Below are 21442 nucleotides of genomic sequence, written 5' to 3'. Positions count from 1 at the left end.
TTCAGAATATGCCATATAAAGCAACATCAAATTCTAAAAACTTGTAAACGACACATAATATCAGCTAATAAAACTACCCTATTATTCTTTAAGTAAATTAAATCCGCTTTATTTGCATTATACAACTTAACACATTCCCCAACCTTAAACAATGCTTCCATTATGAAACGGAATTACTGGCTTTTGGCCATTGTTTTCTTGCTTTCCACCCTGCACGCTCAGGCAGGTGAATGGATACGGATCAACCAACTGGGTTACCTCCCCCAATCTAAAAAGGTAGCCGTATTTATGAGTGAAGTACCGGTTGAAGTGAACAACTATTCACTGGTCGATGTATTCACCGGAAAAACGGTACGCACTTTCACATCTCCCCGGAAGACAGGCCCGATCGGACAAATGAAATCAACCTACCGGCTGGACTTCAGTACCTTTGATACACCCGGAACCTACTATCTGAAAGCCGGAAAAGCAGTATCGCCTCACTTCCCCATCAACCACCGCGTATACAACGGAACGGCCGACTTCCTGCTGAATTACATGCGCCAGCAGCGATGCGGTTACAACCCCTTCCTGAAAGACAGTTGCCATGTACATGACGGCTTTATCGTGTATCATCCCACAAAGACCGGACAGCACATCGATGTCCGGGGAGGATGGCATGACGCGACCGACTATCTGCAATATACCACAACCTCGGCCAATGCCATTTACCAGATGATGTTTGCCTATCTGCAAAACCCGGAAGCTTTCGGCGATGCTTACGATGCTGCCGGACACCCTGGAGCTAACGGCATCCCGGACATTGTGGACGAAATAAAATGGGGGCTCGACTGGTTGAACCGGATGAACCCTGCCCAAGGAGAACTTTACAACCAGATTGCCGATGACCGGGACCATGCAGGGATGCGCCTGCCCGGCAAAGATTCGGTGGACTACGGCTACGGACGAGGACAAGGGCGCCCGGTTTACTTTTGCAGTGGTGAGCCTCAGGTTCGCGGCAAATTCAAGAATGCAACCACCGGAGTGGCCAGTACCGCAGGCAAATTCGCCTCTTGCTTTGCACTGGGGGCAAAGGTACTGAAAGATTTCTATCCGGACTTCGCCCAAGAAATAGCCTCTAAAGCAGATAACGCCTATCAGGAGGGTATAAAGAAACCCGGTCCCTGCCAGACGGCCTCGGTAAAGTCACCTTATATTTATGAAGAAGACAATTGGGTGGACGATATGGAACTTGGAGCCATGGAACTGTTCAAAGCTACCGGCGACCCCAAATATCTGGAGCAGGCAGTAGAATACGGAAGGCGTGAACCGGTGACACCGTGGATGGGTGCCGACAGTGCCCGCCACTACCAATGGTATCCGTTTATGAACATGGGACACTACTGGGTAGCCAAAGCTTCGGGCAACGAGCGCCTGCGCGACGAATTTATCCGGAACCTGCGAACCGGAATACAGCGAACGTATGAAAAAGCCGTCGGTAGTCCTTTCCTGCACGGCATACCTTATATCTGGTGTTCGAATAACCTGACCACCGCCATGCTTACGCAATGCCGGCTTTACCGTGAGCTGACAGGCGACACGACTTATGAAGAGATGGAAGCCTCTCTGCGCGACTGGCTCCTGGGGTGCAACCCGTGGGGAACCAGCATGATTGTAGAGCTACCTTTATCCGGAGATTATCCGATACAGCCTCACTCTTCATTGCTGAACGCAGGAGTAGGCAACACTACCGGCGGACTGGTGGACGGCCCGGTATACCGCACCATTTTCGAAAGTCTCCGGGGAGTGAACATGGAGGGCATTCCGGGAATGCCCGGACAGGATTACGAACGTTTCCAACCGGACTTAATGGTCTATCACGACGCCCTCCACGATTATTCGACCAATGAACCGACCATGGACGGAACCGCTTGCCTGACCTACTACTTATCTTCTTTGCAGAAAGACGGAATGAAGCAGGCAAACGCAGCAGCAGATAAGAACATCTACAGCAATGGCGGCATTGTACGTACCGACCCGTCCAAAAAACAAATCACGCTCGTATTCACCGCCGCCGATAGAGCGGACGGAGCGGACGCCATCATCAGTACCCTGAAAAAGCAAGGTATCAAAGGGGCATTCTTCTTTACCGGAGAATTTTACGAACTCTATCCGGACGTAGTGCAACGCCTGCTGAAAGAGGGGCACTACGTCGGCAGTCACAGTTACGGACATTTGCTGTACAGCCCGTGGGGAAACCGCGATTCGCTGCTGGTGACGCGCGAAGAGTTTGAAAAAGATCTGTTGAAAAGCTACGAAGTGATGCGAAAGGCCGGCATTGAATTTAAAGATGCTCCGCTCTATATACCGCCTTACGAATATTACAACCGGCAGATTGCAGCGTGGGCAAAGAATATGGGCATCCAGGTGGTTAACTTCACCGCCGGCACAGCCAGCAATGCCGACTATACCACACCGGACATGAAGAACTACCGGAGCAGCCAGGCAATCTACGATAAAATCCTTTCGGTAGAAGCTGCCGAAGGATTGAACGGTCACCTGATGCTGATCCATTTCGGGACGGACGCCCGCCGCACGGATAAATTCTATAAAGGTCACCTTGAACGGTTGATTAAAGTCCTGAAGAATAAAGGATATAAATTTGTCCCACTGCGAGAAGCCGTTGGCATATAATTCAGTTACAAGATAAAGGTTAGTTAAGAAGGTTATCATAATAGGTATTTAAGGTAGACAATCGACCGGATTGTTTTCAGTAAACAAACCCCTCCACCCCCAAGGAGCGTGGTTTGAATAAGCGAAGGTCCGCGCCTGCGAAGGTCCGGACCTTTATTATGCCCTCACGGCTCTTTCATACTCAGCCTTCTTCTCATACAAAAAACACGTTTCGATCTTCCATCTTCCACCTTTTAGAGTGCATTCCGTTGATTGTGAGATGTATAGATTGGTGGAAGATGCGGTTTTTATGCCATTTATCTTCCACCCCCATCTTCCATCTTCCACCCGCTGTTTTAGGGGATATTTCAGTAGTAACGGTTTGGAAAACAAATGGATATGTCCAATTTCTTATCCGTTTATCTCTCTAAAAGCATTTCATTTCCCTTACTCTCTTTAGTGCAAATGGTCGGATCCTTATCTCGGCCCGGGCATGCGGGCTCATCGGCCCGGGTATACGGGCTGGGATAAAGAGTTATATGATAATGGTTAATCTGCTGGATTTCTTCGGTAATAGTCGGCCGGATTCTTTCTTAAAAAAGAAACAACGAAGCGCTGCTTCCGCATGGCTGTGTGCGAATGGAAGGTTTTGTGGGGGGCAAGGGAGGAAGACGGTTGTTAAATGAAAGAGCCGTGATTATGCCTTCCCTCCAAGACCGGCTCCGTTTCTCCGAGACATCTGTTTGCCAAGTTGCACAACTGGTATGCCATATCTCCTAAAAGAGAAGGAATTTGCCTCCCGGACAAAAATAAAACGCTATACAGTAAGGTTTCTCTCATGAAATATTTATCTTTACCGTCACAACTTTAATCATACGGATATGAAAAACAAGATACTCCCGCTACTGCTACTTCTGGGAAGTACGTATGCCGCAGCACAAACCGTAATTGAAAACCCTTCTTTCGAAACACGCCAGGGAAGTGCACACACCATCTCGAAGATAGAACTATCTCCGACAGAAACCCGGCTCACGATACGGACGGTATTCCGCCCCCAATGGTGGACCAGCATCGACAGCCTGACTTATATTTATGCCCCCGAAAGCAGAAAGCAATTTTATCCTCTCCGCATAGAAGGGCGCAAATTTGGCGAACGCGTAACGACTCCCGCCTCAGGAATAATAGAAAACGACTGTGTCATCACCTATCCTCCCCTGCCCGAAGGCACAACCCGGATAGATTGGATGGAGGACGATCTTAAATCGGAAACCAACACCTATGGCATTCTGCTGGTGAAACCGCAGGAGACCAAAGAGCAGGCCTTCCTTCGCGAAATCCGTGGAAACTGGCAGCAGACAGATGCAGGAAACGGATGGGACATCGGAATTTACGATTCACTTGCCATCATGGATAACCGGTTCTGGAAATATGAACTTTGCCGGAAACAGGGGAAAAAGCTCAAACTGAATTTAAGGAATGAAACTGACGGACAGTGCCAACTTGAAATAACACAAGAAAAAGACGGCAACATACGCATCGGCAAAAACGGTGAAAAAGAGAAAAAGTATATCCGCGCCGGACTGCCCCATCGAAATTACGCATCGGTAACAACTGCTTCCACTACTCCCCGGACTGATTTTTTCCGGAAAGATACGGCTCACATACGTGGTTTTCTGGATGGATACAACCCGCAGTTAGGATTTACCACCGCCCTGATCTATACAGACAATCATATCACCCGCGAGAGTAGTCCCGCCCTGGTGACCATCCATCCGGACGGACGTTTCGAGTCGGACTTCATTGTCAATTATCCTGGGGTACATCACCTTAGTCTGGGCAGCTGTTGGATAGGGTTTTATGTCAAACCGGGCGAAACACTGATCCTTTACCTCAGTTGGGAAGACCTGCTGGACTACAACCGGCAAAGAAGGTTGAAACCCATGCTGACAGAAACTCAATATATGGGGGCTTCAAGCACTTTCAACCAAGAATTGATGCCTTGTGAACCGCTCTTCCCAAGAGACTTCAACATCCTGTTGAAAGCATGCGGCACGCTGACTCCCGATGAATTTAAAGCACAGCAAAAGCCGATGTACGACCTGTGGATGCATCGGCTCGACTCGTTGGAACAATCAAAAACGCTGCAACCCGAAGGAATGCAAATGCTGAAGAATAATGTGAAAATGATGTACGGCAGCTGGCTTCTCGATTTTATCCTGCAAAGAGACATGAATGCCCACAAAGATACCACCAACGCGATATTAAAAATAAAAGAGGCTCCGGACTATTATGATTTCCTGAAAGAAATGCCGCTCGATGACGTCCGTGCCATCGGTTGCAGTTCTTTTTCAACCTTCATCAACCGACTTGAGTATATGAACCCTTTAAACCGGGCAAGTTGGCAAATCAAGATCGGCACAGACGACCATGTGAAAAAATATGCGGAAAGCTGGCAAAAGAAAAAGGAGATATTGGAGGACACGACAGGAATCCCATTCCCAATGGCCGGAGAACTCATTCTCACCCGTTCTTACCCCTTCCTGGCCGGAACTCTCAAGGATGGGAAAAAAGCTTTCACACTACTCAATATCCTGAAAAACTATTTGCACGAGCCATTCCTTATGGCAGAGTCCGAACGTATGTACCGTCAGATTTATCCGCCACAAGGGAACCAGCCACAAGAACTTCCGGCAGGGAAAGGAACGGATATCATCCGCAAAATCGTAGCACCTTATCATGGAAAATTGGTGGTCATTGACTTTTGGGCAACTACTTGCGGGCCTTGCCGTGCCAGCATCGAGCATCATGCAGATTTGCGAAAAGAGTACCGGAACAGTCCGGATATCAAGTTCATCTTCATCACCAGTGACAGTGAATCACCTGAAAAAGCTTACAACGATTATGTAGAGAAGAATCTGAAAGAAGAAGTCATATTCCGCCTTCCGCAAAGCGACTATAACTATTTGAGGGAGCTATTCCACTTTAACGGTATCCCCCGTTACGTATTACTGGACCGGGACGGAAAACTGCTGAACGGGGATTTTCCGATGTACAACATCGAACAATTCCTGAAAGAATCTAAAATAAGAAAAGAATAAGAAGACTTCACCACGGAGTAACACAGAATCCCAAAGAATTTAATTTCTATCATTCTCCCTCTGTGAGACTCTGTGCTACTCCGTGGTGAGCATCTGGCGCTATTGGATGCAATCCTATTTTTTCAATATCCGGATAAACGTATCGATGTCCTCCTCCGTTGTGTCAAACGAAGTAACCAAACGAATTTCATCCGCCTCTTCATTCCAAAAATAAAAAAAGTAAGATTGCAGCATACGATCTATTTCGGCGCGAGGCATGGTCAGGAATAATTGGTTACTTTCCACCTTTTGGGTGAAACGCACACCGGGAATCTGCTTCAAAGCTTCATAGAGACGTTTGGCCATCGCATTGGCATGCATTGCGTTCTTCAACCACAGTTCCTCTGTCAGATAAGCCGTGAACTGGCAGGAAAGATAACGCATCTTCGATGCCAGTTGAGCCGATTGCTTGCGTACGAATCGAGCTTCCGCTTTCAACGAATCATCAAATACGATCACACACTCTCCCATCATCAATCCGTTTTTGGTTCCGCCAAAACTGAGCACATCGATACCGCAATCTACGGTCAATGCTTTCAGTGAAAGGCCGAGGGCAGCACAGGCATTGGCTATACGTGCACCATCCATATGTACCCGCATCCCGTGTTGGTGGGCCAGTGAGGTAATTGCTCTCAACTCTTCCGGCGTATAAATAGTACCCAACTCCGTACACTCCGAAAGATAAACAGCGCCCGGCTGCGAATGGTGCTGGTCACCAAAGCCATGCAGATAGGGAGCGATCAGTTCAGGTGTCAATTTTCCGTCGGGAGTGGCTACGGGACGGATCTGGCAACCGGTCATCTTCACCGGAGAACCACATTCGTCTACATAAATATGTGCAGTTTCAGCACAAATAATAGAATTATAAGGACGAGTCAACAGTTGCAAAGCAATGACATTACTGCCTGTTCCATTGAAAACAAACAACGGCTCACAGTCGGCAACAAATATTTCTTTAATTTTCCGGACAGCTTCTTTTGTCCACGAATCGTCACCATAGCCCAGCGCATGATCTTGATTAGCCCGTGTCAGAGCTTCCATGATGGCAGGGTGTACACCCGAATTATTATCAGAGGCAAAACTTCTCATAGTCTATAAAGATAAATTTTTCTGCAAAGGAAGAAAATTATTCGCAGAAAAAGAAAAGATTTCCCCACAGACTACACGGAGGGCACAGAGGTTTTCTGATATTATATCCTCAGCTGATGAATGGACAATCCAAAATAGGAATGAATCGGTTCCACCACAGATTACACGAATTTTCACCGAATCTTTAGTCCTAAATATCAACGAATAATTTTAAATATCAACGGAATAAATTATTAATCTGTGGAAATCTGTGTAATCTGTAGTGAAATCAAACTCACTCAGGAATGAAACTTCTTCTTACGCAGCCAATAATCCAATCCGAGCAGGAGCAGAACCAAAGTTGCAATATAGCTATAGAAAACCATCATCGGAGAAGCGGTATCGGACCAATCGACTCTGGACAAACACTCCTTTAAGTTGAATTCTAATTTGAAAACGAGTGTATAGACCGCCATCCCTATCAATAGCAATATACCCAGAATCATGCCGCAAAGCATAGTCCGTTCTTTCCGTTTCCGCTGTTTTTCGGCCTCCAGTCGAACCTGTTCCATCATCCGGTAATTAAAATTGGACGGCAGATTACCAGGTTGTCTTTTCCGAAGGGCCTGCTTCAATGCATTTTCCGTACATTTCTTATTTGCTTCCATAATTACTCATCTCCGTTCATTAATAAATAAATCTTTTTGCGGGTACGGTGCAACTTCACCTTGACATTTCCCGATGAAAGTTTCAGCACCTCTCCTATCTCCTCTATCGACTTCTCTTCAAAATAGAAAAGTGTAATCAAGGCTTTTTCCTCAACATTCAGCAAGTCGATGGCTTGCATCAGTTTCGCAGTCCGTTCTTCGTCATCGGTAGGACAAAGTATTTCGTCGGCCTTTTCATCGGGTACATTATTTATGGTACCTTCCTCAATATAAAGAAATTCCTGTTTCTTTTTGCGGGTAGCGGATACAGCCGCATTATAAGCAATCCGATAAAGCCAGGTAGAGAAGCGGCACTCTCCCTTATAACTGTCAAGACAGCGGAAGGCTTTCAGAAAAACATCCTGTACCAACTCTTCCGCATCTTCGGGACAACCGACAATCTGCACAATCAGCACATAAAGCGGACGGCTGTAACGGTCGAGAAATACAGAAAAAGCTTCTGTGTCCCCGTTCAGTATCCGTGCTATGTATTGTGTTTCTTCGTTCTGTACCATGATATTCGGTTAGACGCAAACGAATCAGAAAGGTTACAGGCAAAAAAATATTTTTTTCTTTGTAACCTTTCCGTAGTCTATTGCGTCAAACTGTGCAAAGAACGGAATTATTCACTTAAAAACATACGATTATGATGGATTTCATTACAGTCCCCTTAGTTGTGGGTATCATTACCTTAGGTATTTACAAATTGTTTGAACTTTTTGCGTGCAGACGCGAACGCATCACTCTTATTGAAAAGTTAGGAGAGAAAATGTCAGAAGGCAATCTCGAACTGAATGGGAAGATTTGTTTGCCTGACTATAACCGTTCTCAATTGTCATTCGGAACCTTGAAAGGTGGCTGCCTGCTATTGGGAGTAGGACTGGGGCTATTAACCGGTTTCATTATCAGTTATGTAAGCATCTCTCCATATGACTTTGGTAGATTCGACAGGGGATATACCCGCGAAATGATAGGAGTTATCTACGGATCATGCACACTTCTCTTCGGAGGAGCTGGATTAGTGACTTCTTTTTTGATAGAACGGAATTTCTGCAATAAAAAGAAAGAGGAATAAAAAATAATCCCCGGAATACAATACCAATGGACTGTTCCGGGGATTTTTTTCACAATAAGCAGCATCATCTACCCAATATAAACATTTACACAGAGGTAAACATAAAGTTCCTCCTCTTCTTGTTCAAACTCAATCTTATCTTCTCTGGCTAACCAGCCCAGAGCTGCCCCCAATTCCTTATCCTTCAACCCGGATTTCCTTTTCAGATTGCCATAACTCCATTTGTCATTGTTGCTCAACAATTGCCAAACTTTTCCGGCATTCAAGCCAATTTCATTCTTATCCATTTGATACAAAAGTTTAAAGGTTAAAACACATAAAGTTACTATTTACGCGGTGTAAGTTAACAAAATTATGTAAGCATTGTTACTACAAAAACACTAAAAACATACTACATACGATATTTTTAACATAAAATCTATCTTATATACCAATATACCAAGGTTATTAGCATACGTTAAATATACAACTTTTTGATATAATCACCTGTTATTGCATCATTGAATAACCTAAACTGAATGATAGATATGGGAAAGAAGGTAGCAGAACAGCTTGTCGACACTCTGATTGAGGCAGGCGTCAGAAGAATTTATGCAGTAACAGGCGACAGCCTGAACGAAGTGAATGAAGCCGTCAGGCAAAACGAAGCAATGAAGTGGATACATGTACGTCATGAAGAGACCGGTGCGTATGCCGCAGGTGCGGAAGCACAACTGACCGGACTGCCGGGATGTTGTGCAGGAAGCAGCGGACCGGGACATGTCCATTTAATCAATGGGCTTTACGATGCTCACCGTTCGGGAGCTCCTGTGATAGCCATTGCATCAACTATTCCAACCGGAGAATTCGGAACTGAATATTTTCAGGAAACCAATACGATCAAGCTATTCAATGACTGTAGTTTCTATAACGAAGTAGCTACTACTCCCCAACAGTTTCCCCGCATGCTGCAATCGGCCTTGCAAACAGCCACTACCCGAAAAGGAGTAGCCGTAATCGGGCTTCCTGGTGACTTGGCAAAGAAACCGGCAGCCCAAGTAGAGTCCTCTGAACAGATTTATCCGTTAGCTTCGTCCGTATGTCCGGCCGAAGAAGACCTGATCCGGATGGCCGGCATGCTGAATCACTACGGACGCATCACCTTGTTTTGTGGTATAGGCTGTAAAGGAGCACATGAGGAAATCATCCGGATGTCCGAGATTCTAAATGCTCCTGTCGCGTATACTTTTAAAGGAAAAATGGAAGTACAATATGACAATCCCTATGAAGTAGGTATGACCGGACTGCTGGGTATGCCTTCCGGCTATTACAGCATGCACGAAGCAGAAGTGCTTGTCATGCTCGGAACCGATTTCCCCTATTCCGCCTTTTTACCCGATGATATAAAAATCGTCCAGGTGGATATTAAACCCGAAAGACTGGGACGACGTGCCAAAGTGGATCTGGGGCTTTGTGGAGATATACGCTCTACTCTTCGTGCCTTATTGCCCATGCTACAACAGAAAAAGGATGACTCTTTTTTACGTAAACAGCTGAAACGTTACGAAGGAGTAAAGAAAGATCTGGCTGCCTATACGGAAGATAAAGGCAAAATGGATCAGATTCATCCGGAATACGTGATGTCCGAAATCAATAAGATTTCATCCGATGACGCCATCTATACGGTAGATACAGGTATGACGTGTGTATGGGGAGCCCGCTATCTGCAAGCGACCGGAAAGCGGCACATGCTGGGCTCTTTCAATCATGGTTCGATGGCAAATGCCCTGCCCCAAGCTATAGGAGCAGCGTTGGCTTGCCCGGACAGACAGGTAATCGCCCTTTGTGGTGACGGAGGATTATCCATGACATTGGGAGATCTGGAGACTGTGGTACAATATAAACTTCCTATAAAAGTGATTGTGTTCAACAATCGGTCCTTGGGAATGGTAAAACTGGAAATGGAAGTGGACGGACTGCCGGATTGGCAGACGAATATGCTGAATCCTAACTTTGCACAAGTAGCCGAAGCAATGGGTATGACAGGCTTCAATGTTTCCGATCCGGAAGAGGTATTAAATACATTATGTAATGCATTCGAACTGGAAGGTCCCGTATTGGTAAATATCATGACCGACCCGAATGCTTTGGCCATGCCTCCGAAAATAGAATTAGGCCAAATGGTAGGCTTCGCCCAATCCATGTATAAACTACTGATCAACGGACGCTCACAGGAAGTTATCGATACGATCAATTCGAACTTTAAACATATCAGAGAGGTATTTTAATGATGAACAGGGTTGGTTGAATGATGAATGGTAAACGATGAACGGCAAATAATGGATAATTATGATCCACACCTTGCGTTCATCGTACACCATTCAGCATTCATCATTTATCATGTACAGCCTTTAGCAACCACGCCAATTGTACTCCCAGGTCTTTCATATTTCTCAACCCTTCTGCATCATCATAAACTTCTCCCGGCATTTCACCAATACCGAAGTTCCAGTAAGTAGATCCGGGAACAATCATTCCGCTTCCGAGCATAAAACGGTTAAGTTCATCATAAACCGTTACGGCACCACCTCTGCGGACACTAATCACGGCAGCTCCAACTTTACGTGTCAGTGTACGCCCTTGTCCGATAGTGGTCAACCCCAATCGGTCCATAAAAGCTTTCATCTCCGCGCTCACACTACCATAGTAAGTAGGTGATGCCAGAATTATTCCGTCTGCCTCCTGGGCTTTTCGGATAAACTCATTCATTGGGTCGGTCTTGATGACACATTGTCCGTCCTTTGTCTTGAAACAAGTATAACATGAAGCACAGCCACGCAGCAACTTCCCACCCAACTGTACCAATTCGGTTTCTATACCGGCTTCCTGTATAGGTTTAAACACTTCATTAATTAGCATCTCTGTATTGCCACCTTTACGGGGACTTCCGTTAAACGCCACAATTTTCATTTTGTCTGTTCTTTTATAGGTTTAAAATGCAAATATAAATTAGTAAAATATGTTAGAGTAAAAGTGCCCTTGGTTCCGGCCCTCCTATTTTGTTTTATTATTGATACACAGGCACAATTTAACACAATTTACCGTGATGATCTCTAAATTTACAAACCAGATAAAGGTAAACGAAAACGATGCAATGTACCCGCCTCATTGCGGATTTATCTGACTCACATCCACAGCGATAACACCTTTATGAGGAGCTACATATATTCCTCGGCGAGTACATCCGCCTACTATGTAAAGCGTATTTTTCCAATAAAAAAGTCCTGCGCTCTCTAAATCCAAAGCAGCCAGTTCGTAAATACGCATGGTATTTGTTTTTATATCGTAAACTTGTAAATTACGATTCTCAAAAATATAGATACAATCGCCATCAGAAGCCAGGCCGGGATAAGAAACTCCGTCTTTCAGATCACATAACCGTTGCCATTTTCCTGTCCGCAGGTCATAACTAACTGTAAACCACATCGGTGCTGTACGGTAACCACCAAAAAAGTAAACTTTATCTCCCACCAGAATGCCATTCATCCTACCACACCATTCGGCAGGAATTGTGTTTTCCTGTTCATACCAAACACCCCTTTTCAGGTCAAGCATATGTATCTGATTAGAAAACATCTTCTCCTTTACCGCCCCGCCCATCACATAGAGGCATTCATCATAAATGAATGAAGCGAAGTCAACTGCCTGATGAGGATTCACAGGATCAACATACAAAGTATCTTTATTCAGATCATAAACCTCCATTGTAGCATCTGTATATTCCAACTGTCGATTGGTGGATAATCTTTTTCCACCCAAAACAAATATTTTATTCTTATAAAATTGAGCGGTATGTCCCGCACGAGGCACAAAACCTTTCGCACATTTTTTCCACACATCCGATGCAATGTCATATACATACATATTATTGGAACGATATTCCCAAGCTTCAGTACCTTGCCTGTATTTATTGGAAACCATTCGGACAAGAGTCTCATCCCCCGCAACCACATAAATTTTGCCATCGTGCAGAAACCCACCAAAAGAATATAAAGGTTTAGGTAAAGAAGCCAACGAAGTCCATTCCAGAAAGAAGGGTGGACGCTCTCCACTAACTACCACTTCATGCAATAATTGGGGAAGTTCATACATGGACACTTTATACTCAAGATGCCGTAACTCGGATAATGTACATTTAAAAGACGAGTAGCCGACATACGAGAAAATAATGGTATCGCTGAGCCCCATCTTATTATGTGCAAATCGAAATTCTCCTTTAATGTCCGTCACTCCAATTCCTATGGAATCTTTCTGCATATAGATATTCACACCGGACAAAGGCTGTCCTTTTTTTCCATCTACAACAATCCCCCTGATCTGAGCCCTGCTGACTGATATTTCTAAAAAAAGAATACATAGGAATAAAACTATACGCATACACATTTTATATTATAATCCACATCAATTATTCCCGAACCGGAGAAATGAAAATCACCACAAAAGCAATAATCCATAGAGAAATACTATGTGTCTCCATTTTAATTAGCTTTGGTTTATATCTACAAATATACACAATCCTATAACCGCGTCCAAACGTTCTGCAAAATATCCGCAAAGGTCAACAAAAAAAGCTGCTTCCGTTTCCGAAAGCAGCTTCCTTTTTTCAATCCTGGGAATAAATTACATCATTCCACCCATTCCTCCCATTCCGGGAGCGCCCATCGGCATTTCGGGTTTATCTTCTTTCTTTTCTACAATCACACATTCGGTAGTCAGGAACATACCAGCAATAGAAGCTGCATTTTCCAAAGCCACACGAGTCACTTTAGCAGGATCTACCACACCGGCTGCATGAAGGTTTTCGTAAACATCCAAACGGGCATTATAGCCATAGTCACCTTTACCTTCACGAACTTTCTGAACTACTACAGCACCTTCTTTACCGGCATTGGCTACAATCTGACGCAACGGTTCTTCGATAGCACGTTTAATGATTTCGATACCGGTTGTTTCGTCGGCATTGTCGCCTTTCATACCTTCCAAAGCATCGATTGCACGGATGTAAGTTACGCCACCACCCGGTACGATACCTTCTTCAATAGCAGCACGAGTAGCGCGAAGTGCATCATCCACACGATCCTTCTTTTCTTTCATTTCTACCTCAGAAGCAGCACCTACGTAAAGAACAGCTACACCACCTGACAGCTTAGCCAAACGTTCCTGCAATTTCTCACGGTCATAATCTGATTTAGTAGCAGCAATCTGAGCCTTGATCTGGTCGCAACGTTCTTTGATGTTTTCTTTAGCACCGGCACCGTTTACAATTGTAGTGTTGTCTTTAGAAACAGTCACTTTGTCAGCAGTACCTAACATTTCGATAGTAGCCTGCTCCAGTTTCAGACCCTTTTCTTCGCTGATCACCACACCACCGGTCAATACGGCAATGTCTTCCAGCATTTCTTTTCTGCGGTCACCGAAGCCCGGAGCTTTTACTGCACAAATCTTCAACTGAGAACGCAGACGGTTCACTACCAATGTAGTCAATGCCTCACTATCTACATCTTCCGCGATAACCAACAAAGGACGGCCTGACTGTACAGCCGGTTCGAGGATAGGCAAGAAATCTTTCAGGTTAGAAATCTTCTTGTCGTAAATCAGGATGTAAGGTTTCTCCATCTCACATTCCATCTTCTCCGTATTAGTCACGAAGTAAGCCGACAGATAACCGCGGTCGAACTGCATACCTTCTACCACACCGATAGTAGTATCAGTACCTTTAGCCTCTTCAATAGTAATTACGCCATCTTTAGAAACTTTACGCATGGCATCAGCAATCAGTTTACCGATAACCGGATCATTATTAGCGGAAACAGTAGCAACCTGCTCGATCTTGTCATAGTTATCACCAACTTTCTCTGCCTGATTTTTAATAGAATCAACCACTTTGACAACAGCCTTGTCAATACCACGTTTGATATCCATAGGGCTTGCACCGGCAGTTACATTCTTCAAACCTTCTGCTACGATAGCCTGAGCCAAAACAGTTGCAGTAGTTGTACCGTCACCGGCATCGTCACCTGTTTTAGAAGCAACTTCCTTTACCAACTGTGCACCGGTATTCTGGTAAGCATCTGTCAGTTCAATTTCTTTTGCCACTGTCACACCATCTTTAGTGATGTGAGGAGCACCGAATTTTTTCTCAATAATTACATTACGTCCTTTCGGGCCCAGTGTTACTTTTACCGCATTTGCCAAAGCATCAACACCTTTTTTCAATTGATCGCGAGCTTCGATATTGAATAATATTTCTTTTGCCATAATGATTTTACTATTTAATTAATTGATTAAACACTACGTTTATTAACCCAAAACAGCGAGAACATCGCTCTGACGCATGATAAGGTATTTTGTACCTTCTACTTCAAGTTCTGTTCCGGCATACTTTCCATAAAGAACCGTATCGCCTGTTTTTAATACCATTTCTTCGTCTTTCGTACCGTGACCAACTGCCACAACTTCACCCTTCAAAGGTTTCTCTTTTGCTGTATCAGGAATAATGATACCACCAATTGTTTTTTCTTCTGCAGGTGCAGGGAGTATCAGCACTCTGTCTGCTAATGGTTTAATGTTCATAGTTACTTTTTATTTTTTATATGTTATACTTATTATAGTAATATTTTGTCCTTTTAGCAGGACGAATAACCTATTGCGAAAAGTGTGCCAAAAGGGAAGAATGATTGTTTGTCAGAGAAGGACTGCCAAAATGACTGATGACATTGGAAAAACAGGCGCTTACTTAATAGGTAAGAGAATGATAAGTCATTCATTTTATCGTTGCAAATGTATGGATAATTTTTAATGTATCCAAAATATTTCTTTTCTTTTTTTTAAATGAAACTATTTAATATTTGCCTTTTACACCAGTTCTTTTTATTAAATTGTTATCTATGAATGATTTTTAAAGTAAATATAATTCCTTATTATAAAATAATATATATCTATATGACTGTTTCTTGCCATGAGATTATGAATTTAACTCAAAACTACCCGTAAGAGCATATGTCCATAAAATAAATTCTCTTACCTATTAAGTATGAGAAAAGTCTTTTCCTAATCTTTATTATTACGTTATCGTATAACGCCTCTGTAAGAGGTAAGAGCGTAGCGTGCCTTATCAACAAATCATTTTTAATTTCTTATCAAAACGCTTTGTAACCTCAACATTGCTGTTTTTGTATTACGCCAACTTACACAAGGGGGGAGTATCTCCCATTCGATTATTCATCAAAGCAATAACAAATACTCAACATTATGAAAACATTAAAACTATTGTTTATTACTGCATTGTCTGCAATGACTCTAAGTTGCAGCGAAAAAGCTACAACAGAAATCCCTGAAACAGAATTGAGAAACATCAGTTGTACCACTCAATTAACAACTCATTCTTCCGCCCAAACAAGAGGATCCGCACCAACAAGTCTGGACGAGGACCATTTCGTGCTGTATGCATTCAAAAAAAACGGAGAAGGTAACTTTAGTTATGAAGAGGCTAAACACCCAGCAGCTGCCATTAATGGGGAAACCTGGAAATATAATGCTGCATTTCCGGTAGGTACCTATAAATTTATTGCATTTTACAATCTGGACGAAAGCAACCGAACTAATCTCAATGAAATTATAGAAAACATAAAAAATATAAGTTGGGAGACTGTATTAAAAAGTATCGTAATTACCCATTACCCCTCTACCACTTCCCAATACCAAACGGACATGAATGAAATTTTCTGTGGTAATACGGAAGAGATAAATATTTCCAGTGGTGTAGGCGGAGATGACAATGAAATAAAAATAGAATTAACTTTGGCACGTATTGTATCACGCATAGATATTAAGTTTATCAAAGTAGCGTCAAACAATCCCACAATAGAAGTACCATATAAAACAGGTAATATATTTGGAAGTACAGAGGCGAACCCATTGACATCGTTGATCTTCAAGCCAACAAATATCCCTCTCAAATATAACCTTTATGGAGAAAATCCGGACTATACAGCAGGCATCCCATGTGAAGTAACCTACAATACTCCTACATTTCGATATGGAGAATCCGGCGCGGATGCAGTAAAGTCAACAGAGTACCAACCATTCCCTAAAGATGCAGATGCAATCAACCAAAATATGGAAACTAATATCAAAAATGGTATAGCAAACGGTGGAGCCTACTTTATGGGATCTTACTTACTACCATTTTCACCATCTGTTTCTCAAACGCTGAACGCCAACATTCAACTTAACAAAGCAAATCAGGAAAGAACGATCAAAGTCCCTTCGTTCACAGTCACCAAAAACTATGTTTCTGTGATTACCATTAAATTAAATTCTTCGACTGAAGCCGAAAACAATGGTGAAGGTAATGATGACGAACATCTATTCAACCCAAAATCTACTTTCATTGTAGAAATAGAAAAAACTTATGACGGTATCCATCAAACGGATGTTGATGTCGAATAAATCCACTAAAATCCTTCTGCAGAGCCTAATATGATGAAACACTACATCGGACAATTACTTTTGGGAACACTTGTGCTGGGAAGTGCCTGTACTAACCACCGGGAAATAATCGAAGGAGATACTTCCGTCAATGTCACATTTAAGGCCCAACAGTCACCTTCCACCAAAGGAGGAGATGACGACGAAATGTCAGTTCTCATATTTAAAAAAGAAGAGAACCAATTTACCAAAACAGAAAGTATCCAAGAGAGTCCATGGTTTACCGAGAAAGAACACTTGCAAAAAAACATCTTATTGCCAACAGGAATCTATCGATTTCTGTTGGCAAAAGGATTTTCTCAAAATGCGGTAAGTTCTGAAAAAATTTCATTCGTGACCGAAGATAATCCGGAAAATCTAATTTCAACTTCATATGACCGGAACTATTATTTTCAGTATCCTACCCATGTTGTAAACGAACAAACGGAACTCAATCACTGCACAACAGCCCTCTTTACGGACTCAGACCAAGAAGAGATCCAAGACAGTCAGACAGAATATGATTTATCAACAACGAATCAAGCACAAATTTCCCGGAAAATAAACCATTTACAAGGACAATTATGCTTTATTGTGCAAAGAGCCAGAAAAGAAAACGGACAATACATATCAATTGATTCACCTGAAAACACCTTTGATAATGCACTGAAAAAGATTGATGGCATCAATCTTACAATAGAAGGAAGCAGTAGCCGCTGCTATTTAAGTGAAACCGGATTAATCTTTAAAAATCCGATGTCCTACCACTGTTCGGCACGGCTTCAAGACGGAAATTTCTCTTTTAAAAAGTTTGATGTAGACAAATTTGTTTCTCTGTTCAGTCCGGCTATTGAAAAAGCAGACTATCAAAAGTACCAAGGAGCAGCTTATTGCGAAGGTCCGCTACTATTCCCTGCCCCTCTCAATCAAACGATTTGCATAACCATCGATATCGATTACACAGGAACTCTGAAGAGCAAAACTTTCACATTAAAAAATATCACTTTAGAACGCAACAAGATGTACCTGTTCACCCTTTGGATTTTAAATGAAAATATTGATATTTCCATTTCCCCTGACGCCGAACTGAATTTAGAAGAACTAAAATTCAATAGTCAGGTTGCCGGTAACGACGGATTTTGGAACTAACAACACACAGGCAATGAAACCACATACACTTTTTCTGATTTTAGGAATTCTATTGTTGGGGGTCTTTTCGTGTGAACAACCCGAAGGAGCCCCTGAAACTTCAGCCTTCAGCCTTAGTCTGGTGCCTCCTGCCGGAGAGGTAGTCCCCGGTGATAATACAGTATTACCCCAATTGGTTTACCATCTTTTCATTTTCCGTTCCGAAACTTCTACCCCTTCATCCAATGATGGTTCCGATTATATCTTTTGGGAACGGACCGAAGAGAAAGGGCTCGATCTGGAAGAAATCCAAAACTACACATTATCCATCCCGACCGAATATACTGATCGATTTTATCTGTTACTACTCCATGCCACTCCGAAACAGAAACCGGAGTCTGTAGTCTTAAGTGGAGAAGGTATGACTTTCACAGACTCAGAGATCAGTATGGTTAGAGAAAACGATAACAGCTATATTCCTCTTTCCAAAGATAACTATTATGCCATCCAGGCTCTTACCCCGGAAGACATAACACAAGGAAAAACTTCTATCGAGTTCAAATTAAAACGGGCAGTGGGTGAACTGGTTTTTGATGTAATGAAGTGCGATGAAAAGGGTAATCCCATCGATATTGACGCAGAATGCTCCTCAACTTTAGACAGAGTATTTCAAATAGATATGGAGGTAAGCGGAGTGACACCCAAAGTGTCTTTAACCAACGAAACGAAAAAGCCGGAACGAATTGATATTTGTTTCTCTAAAACAGTCACTCTCAAAGAGGATACATACTTCCCTGTTTTCGAAAGCAATAAAGGAATCATAGAGTTACTTAACGATGCTCCGTTGGATATTGATAATAAAGCCGTAAATGGAGCAACGCGCATCTGTGGTCCATACCTCTTCTCCAAGATAACTTTAGATAATCCGGAAACAGGAGTGGCAGAGATAGAAGAAGGAGTCAAAGCTGTCCTCAAATTTTCGTATTATGACACAACTCCATTTCCTCCCGGAAGTTACAATACCCAAAAACTCACTCTATCTCTTACCGACAAACCATTGACTATCGTGAAAGACCATTATACCGTAACCAATATACGCCTTCGAAACAATCGTATCATAGATCTTTCTGTTTCGGGTAATTACGGAATAGACTGGAAATGGGACTAAAAAATAATGAGAATATGATGAGACATAGATTATTATATACTCTATCAGGATGGATAAGTCTATTATTCTTATATACCTCCTGTAGTAATGAGGTGGAATTCCCTGATAGTAAGGATGAACTGGTTACAGTCCGATTAACTGCCACTATAAACAGTAAAGAGTTCTCAACAGACAACGAAATTGTACCGATGAGGACACGAACCAACAGCATAGCAGACTACAATGTGACAGCAATCAACGATAGCCGATTGATCATTATAAAAGAAGTAGATAACTCCACATGGGTGATAGAAGAGATAGAAGATAAGGTTATTCCCCAAGGATACATAAAATCTTCCGATTCATTTAACTATACTCTCCAAAAGACACTACGCCCGGGAAATTATAAATTTATACTTCTCATTAATGGTCCGAAAAACAATACATTACAACCTAATCAAAGCTTTACAGAAAGCGATATTCCATGGCTAACAAGCCTTGATACAGACTATTGCAGTTATGAAATATTTTTTGCAACATCAGACATTGTTACGATTAAAAAAACTGAAAAACTTGAAGACTCCGGTCATCACCACCCATTAACAGAACAATTAACTCTAAAGCGATATTCTTCATTAATACGCCTATCTACAACAGGAGACGACTTCTGGGGAATCTTCGATAAAGAAACAGAGATTAATTATTCCATAAAAGAACAAAGCATTACTGGAATAAATCTACTTGGTCAAACTGTCACAAAAGATACTGAGTTATCTTTCGGTAAATTAAAAACAATTATAAGACAAGCATTTCAGTATCAAGTCGGTGATCAGACCATGTTTTTCACTTACTTTGGAGTGAGAGAGGAGGATAAATTAAAAAACATATTAACCCCACCCGAAGGTAAAAACATTACTGTAACCATCTTCCAGGACAACGATCAAACACCGCCTACTATTGAAGTTGAAACCCAAGCGATGCGCAATCAAGTGACGACTCTTATCCTAAATAAAGTAGGATCTGCTTTAAACTGTCAATCTCTCATAATAGGTACACCCGATAATTGGGATCCTAATAATATTCCATGGGGACACATAGAACTCAATTTCTCAAAATGAAAACAAACCGTCTTTTATACCTTCTTTCTTTCATTCTACTTTTTAGCAGTTGCTGGAAAGAAGATTTGAAAAACTGCTGGATGGGTGACGTTACCTTGACAATTGCAGCTGAAAAATTCCAGCAGCCGGCTACCGATAAAGGGCAATTGGAAGATAATCTGTCTGCCAGAATCAGTAGCATCCGTTATTATCTCTATAAAGATAACACACTGGTCCAGTCCGGAATTATAGACAATGCAACTGACCTGGACACTGATACGCATCCACTGAGCTTTCCCAAACTGGCATTCGGAGAGTATTGCCTGGGACTTGTTGCCAATGCTTCAGAAGAGGAACTTTCTGACACGACTACCCCCGAGGCACTCAATTTAAACTATCCGGGAGCCGAACAAACAAAAGATTATTTTACATCCTGTTATGATTTTACCGTTGATTGTGAATGCGGTTATCAAGACTTCGTAATTCTTCGACGTACTCAAGCCGTAACTCAATTCCAATTGAAACAGTTACCCAAAAACATTACCGGAATCGCAGTAGAAATGCATAAAGTAGCGGCAACCTGTCAGATTGATACTTTATATAAAGGTGAAACAATAGCCGAATACCATACCACAGTCACAGAAGCCACTAACGCAGAAGGTATCGTTTCTTTCAATATAGGTACCTTCCCAACAACCGGAACAGAGAATGCCAGCATTATCCTTAAATTATATGCCGATGGTAAGTCCGATTCTCCGGTTTACCAGAACACACTAAACAATGTACGCATTCTACGTAACCAACTGACCCGTATCAGCACAGATTTTAACTATACCATTCTGGGGAACTCCGGCTTCTCCGTGACCATCAATCCTGACTGGGATGGTACAAATAATGACGATGAAACAATCATACCCTAACTT

General features: G+C 42.6%; 17 protein-coding genes. 9 read left to right on the top strand and 8 right to left on the bottom strand.

Features of this window, described 5'->3' with window-relative positions; all coding sequences use genetic code 11:
• The first annotated feature begins 162 nt into the window (after window positions 1-162).
• Together ISX59_RS08085 and ISX59_RS08080 are read left to right on the top strand one after the other, a co-directional pair.
• Window positions 163-2673 carry a glycoside hydrolase family 9 protein gene (locus ISX59_RS08085; RefSeq protein WP_220575798.1) on the top strand — a complete coding sequence of 837 codons (2511 nt, stop codon included), beginning with the start codon at window positions 163-165 and terminating at the stop codon, window positions 2671-2673.
• An 860-nt stretch (window positions 2674-3533) separates the two neighbouring features.
• Window positions 3534-5750 carry a TlpA disulfide reductase family protein gene (locus ISX59_RS08080; protein ID WP_032535623.1) on the top strand — a complete coding sequence of 739 codons (2217 nt, stop codon included), beginning with the start codon at window positions 3534-3536 and terminating at the stop codon, window positions 5748-5750.
• Window positions 5751-5864: 114 nt separating this feature from the next.
• Here the strand turns inward: ISX59_RS08080 and ISX59_RS08075 are convergent, their stop codons facing one another.
• From ISX59_RS08075 to ISX59_RS08065, 3 genes are all read right to left on the bottom strand, one after another.
• On the bottom strand, window positions 5865-6878 hold the full coding sequence (locus tag ISX59_RS08075) for a low specificity L-threonine aldolase (protein ID WP_005807807.1): 1014 nt from the start codon (window positions 6876-6878) through the stop codon (window positions 5865-5867).
• 278 nt (window positions 6879-7156) lie between these two features.
• Window positions 7157-7528, bottom strand: coding sequence for a hypothetical protein (locus tag ISX59_RS08070; RefSeq protein ID WP_050496807.1), 372 nt, complete (start codon window positions 7526-7528; stop codon window positions 7157-7159).
• Entirely contained in the window at window positions 7528-8079 is a 552-nt protein-coding gene (locus tag ISX59_RS08065) for an RNA polymerase sigma factor (protein WP_122330555.1), read from the bottom strand. Before ISX59_RS08065 ends, ISX59_RS08070 begins: the two co-directional genes overlap by 1 nt.
• Before the next feature lie 134 nt (window positions 8080-8213).
• Between ISX59_RS08065 and ISX59_RS08060 the strand changes: the two genes are divergently transcribed.
• Window positions 8214-8639, top strand: coding sequence for a DUF6249 domain-containing protein (locus ISX59_RS08060; RefSeq protein WP_005807813.1), 426 nt, complete (start codon window positions 8214-8216; stop codon window positions 8637-8639).
• A gap of 68 nt (window positions 8640-8707) precedes the next feature.
• On the opposite strand, the gene ISX59_RS08055 is transcribed toward ISX59_RS08060, so the two are convergent.
• A complete protein-coding gene (locus ISX59_RS08055; RefSeq protein ID WP_005780792.1) occupies window positions 8708-8926 on the bottom strand; it encodes a winged helix-turn-helix domain-containing protein in 219 nt (72 codons plus the stop codon).
• Between the two features lie 240 nt (window positions 8927-9166).
• Here ISX59_RS08055 and ISX59_RS08050 point away from each other — a divergent pair, with 240 nt between their 5' ends.
• Complete coding sequence (locus tag ISX59_RS08050) at window positions 9167-10906, top strand: thiamine pyrophosphate-dependent enzyme (protein ID WP_032529991.1); 1740 nt, start codon at window positions 9167-9169, stop codon at window positions 10904-10906.
• A gap of 103 nt (window positions 10907-11009) precedes the next feature.
• Here the strand turns inward: ISX59_RS08050 and ISX59_RS08045 are convergent, their stop codons facing one another.
• The 4 genes from ISX59_RS08045 to ISX59_RS08030 form a co-directional block, all read right to left on the bottom strand.
• Complete coding sequence (locus tag ISX59_RS08045; RefSeq protein ID WP_005807817.1) at window positions 11010-11588, bottom strand: flavodoxin family protein; 579 nt, start codon at window positions 11586-11588, stop codon at window positions 11010-11012.
• A gap of 195 nt (window positions 11589-11783) precedes the next feature.
• Window positions 11784-13055, bottom strand: coding sequence for a carboxypeptidase-like regulatory domain-containing protein (locus tag ISX59_RS08040; RefSeq protein ID WP_032542947.1), 1272 nt, complete (start codon window positions 13053-13055; stop codon window positions 11784-11786).
• Between the two features lie 243 nt (window positions 13056-13298).
• Window positions 13299-14936 carry a chaperonin GroEL gene (groL, locus tag ISX59_RS08035; RefSeq protein WP_005780800.1) on the bottom strand — a complete coding sequence of 546 codons (1638 nt, stop codon included), beginning with the start codon at window positions 14934-14936 and terminating at the stop codon, window positions 13299-13301.
• A 42-nt stretch (window positions 14937-14978) separates the two neighbouring features.
• On the bottom strand, window positions 14979-15251 hold the full coding sequence (locus ISX59_RS08030) for a co-chaperone GroES (RefSeq protein ID WP_005780804.1): 273 nt from the start codon (window positions 15249-15251) through the stop codon (window positions 14979-14981).
• A 678-nt stretch (window positions 15252-15929) separates the two neighbouring features.
• Here ISX59_RS08030 and ISX59_RS08025 point away from each other — a divergent pair.
• Genes ISX59_RS08025 through ISX59_RS08005 form a run of 5 tightly spaced genes read left to right on the top strand, consistent with a single transcriptional unit; the run spans window position 15930 to window position 21439 of the window.
• Window positions 15930-17129 carry a FimB/Mfa2 family fimbrial subunit gene (locus ISX59_RS08025; protein ID WP_032529987.1) on the top strand — a complete coding sequence of 400 codons (1200 nt, stop codon included), beginning with the start codon at window positions 15930-15932 and terminating at the stop codon, window positions 17127-17129.
• Between the two features lie 33 nt (window positions 17130-17162).
• Window positions 17163-18296 (top strand): hypothetical protein, encoded by a 1134-nt coding sequence (locus ISX59_RS08020; protein WP_005807822.1) that lies wholly within the window; start codon window positions 17163-17165, stop codon window positions 18294-18296.
• 13 nt (window positions 18297-18309) lie between these two features.
• Entirely contained in the window at window positions 18310-19443 is a 1134-nt protein-coding gene (locus ISX59_RS08015; RefSeq protein WP_182424421.1) for a DUF5031 domain-containing protein, read from the top strand.
• Window positions 19444-19457: 14 nt separating this feature from the next.
• Entirely contained in the window at window positions 19458-20540 is a 1083-nt protein-coding gene (locus ISX59_RS08010; protein WP_005821335.1) for a hypothetical protein, read from the top strand.
• Window positions 20507-21439, top strand: a complete 933-nt coding sequence (locus ISX59_RS08005) for a hypothetical protein (protein ID WP_032535617.1) — start codon at window positions 20507-20509, stop codon at window positions 21437-21439. Before ISX59_RS08010 ends, ISX59_RS08005 begins: the two co-directional genes overlap by 34 nt.
• Window positions 21440-21442 lie beyond the last annotated feature (3 nt).

The organism is Bacteroides sp. FSHCM14E1 (assembly GCF_019633785.1).
GTDB lineage: Bacteria > Bacteroidota > Bacteroidia > Bacteroidales > Bacteroidaceae > Bacteroides > Bacteroides hominis.
Note: the sequence above shows the minus strand (reverse complement) of the source record. Positions and strands in the feature narration are given on the sequence as shown.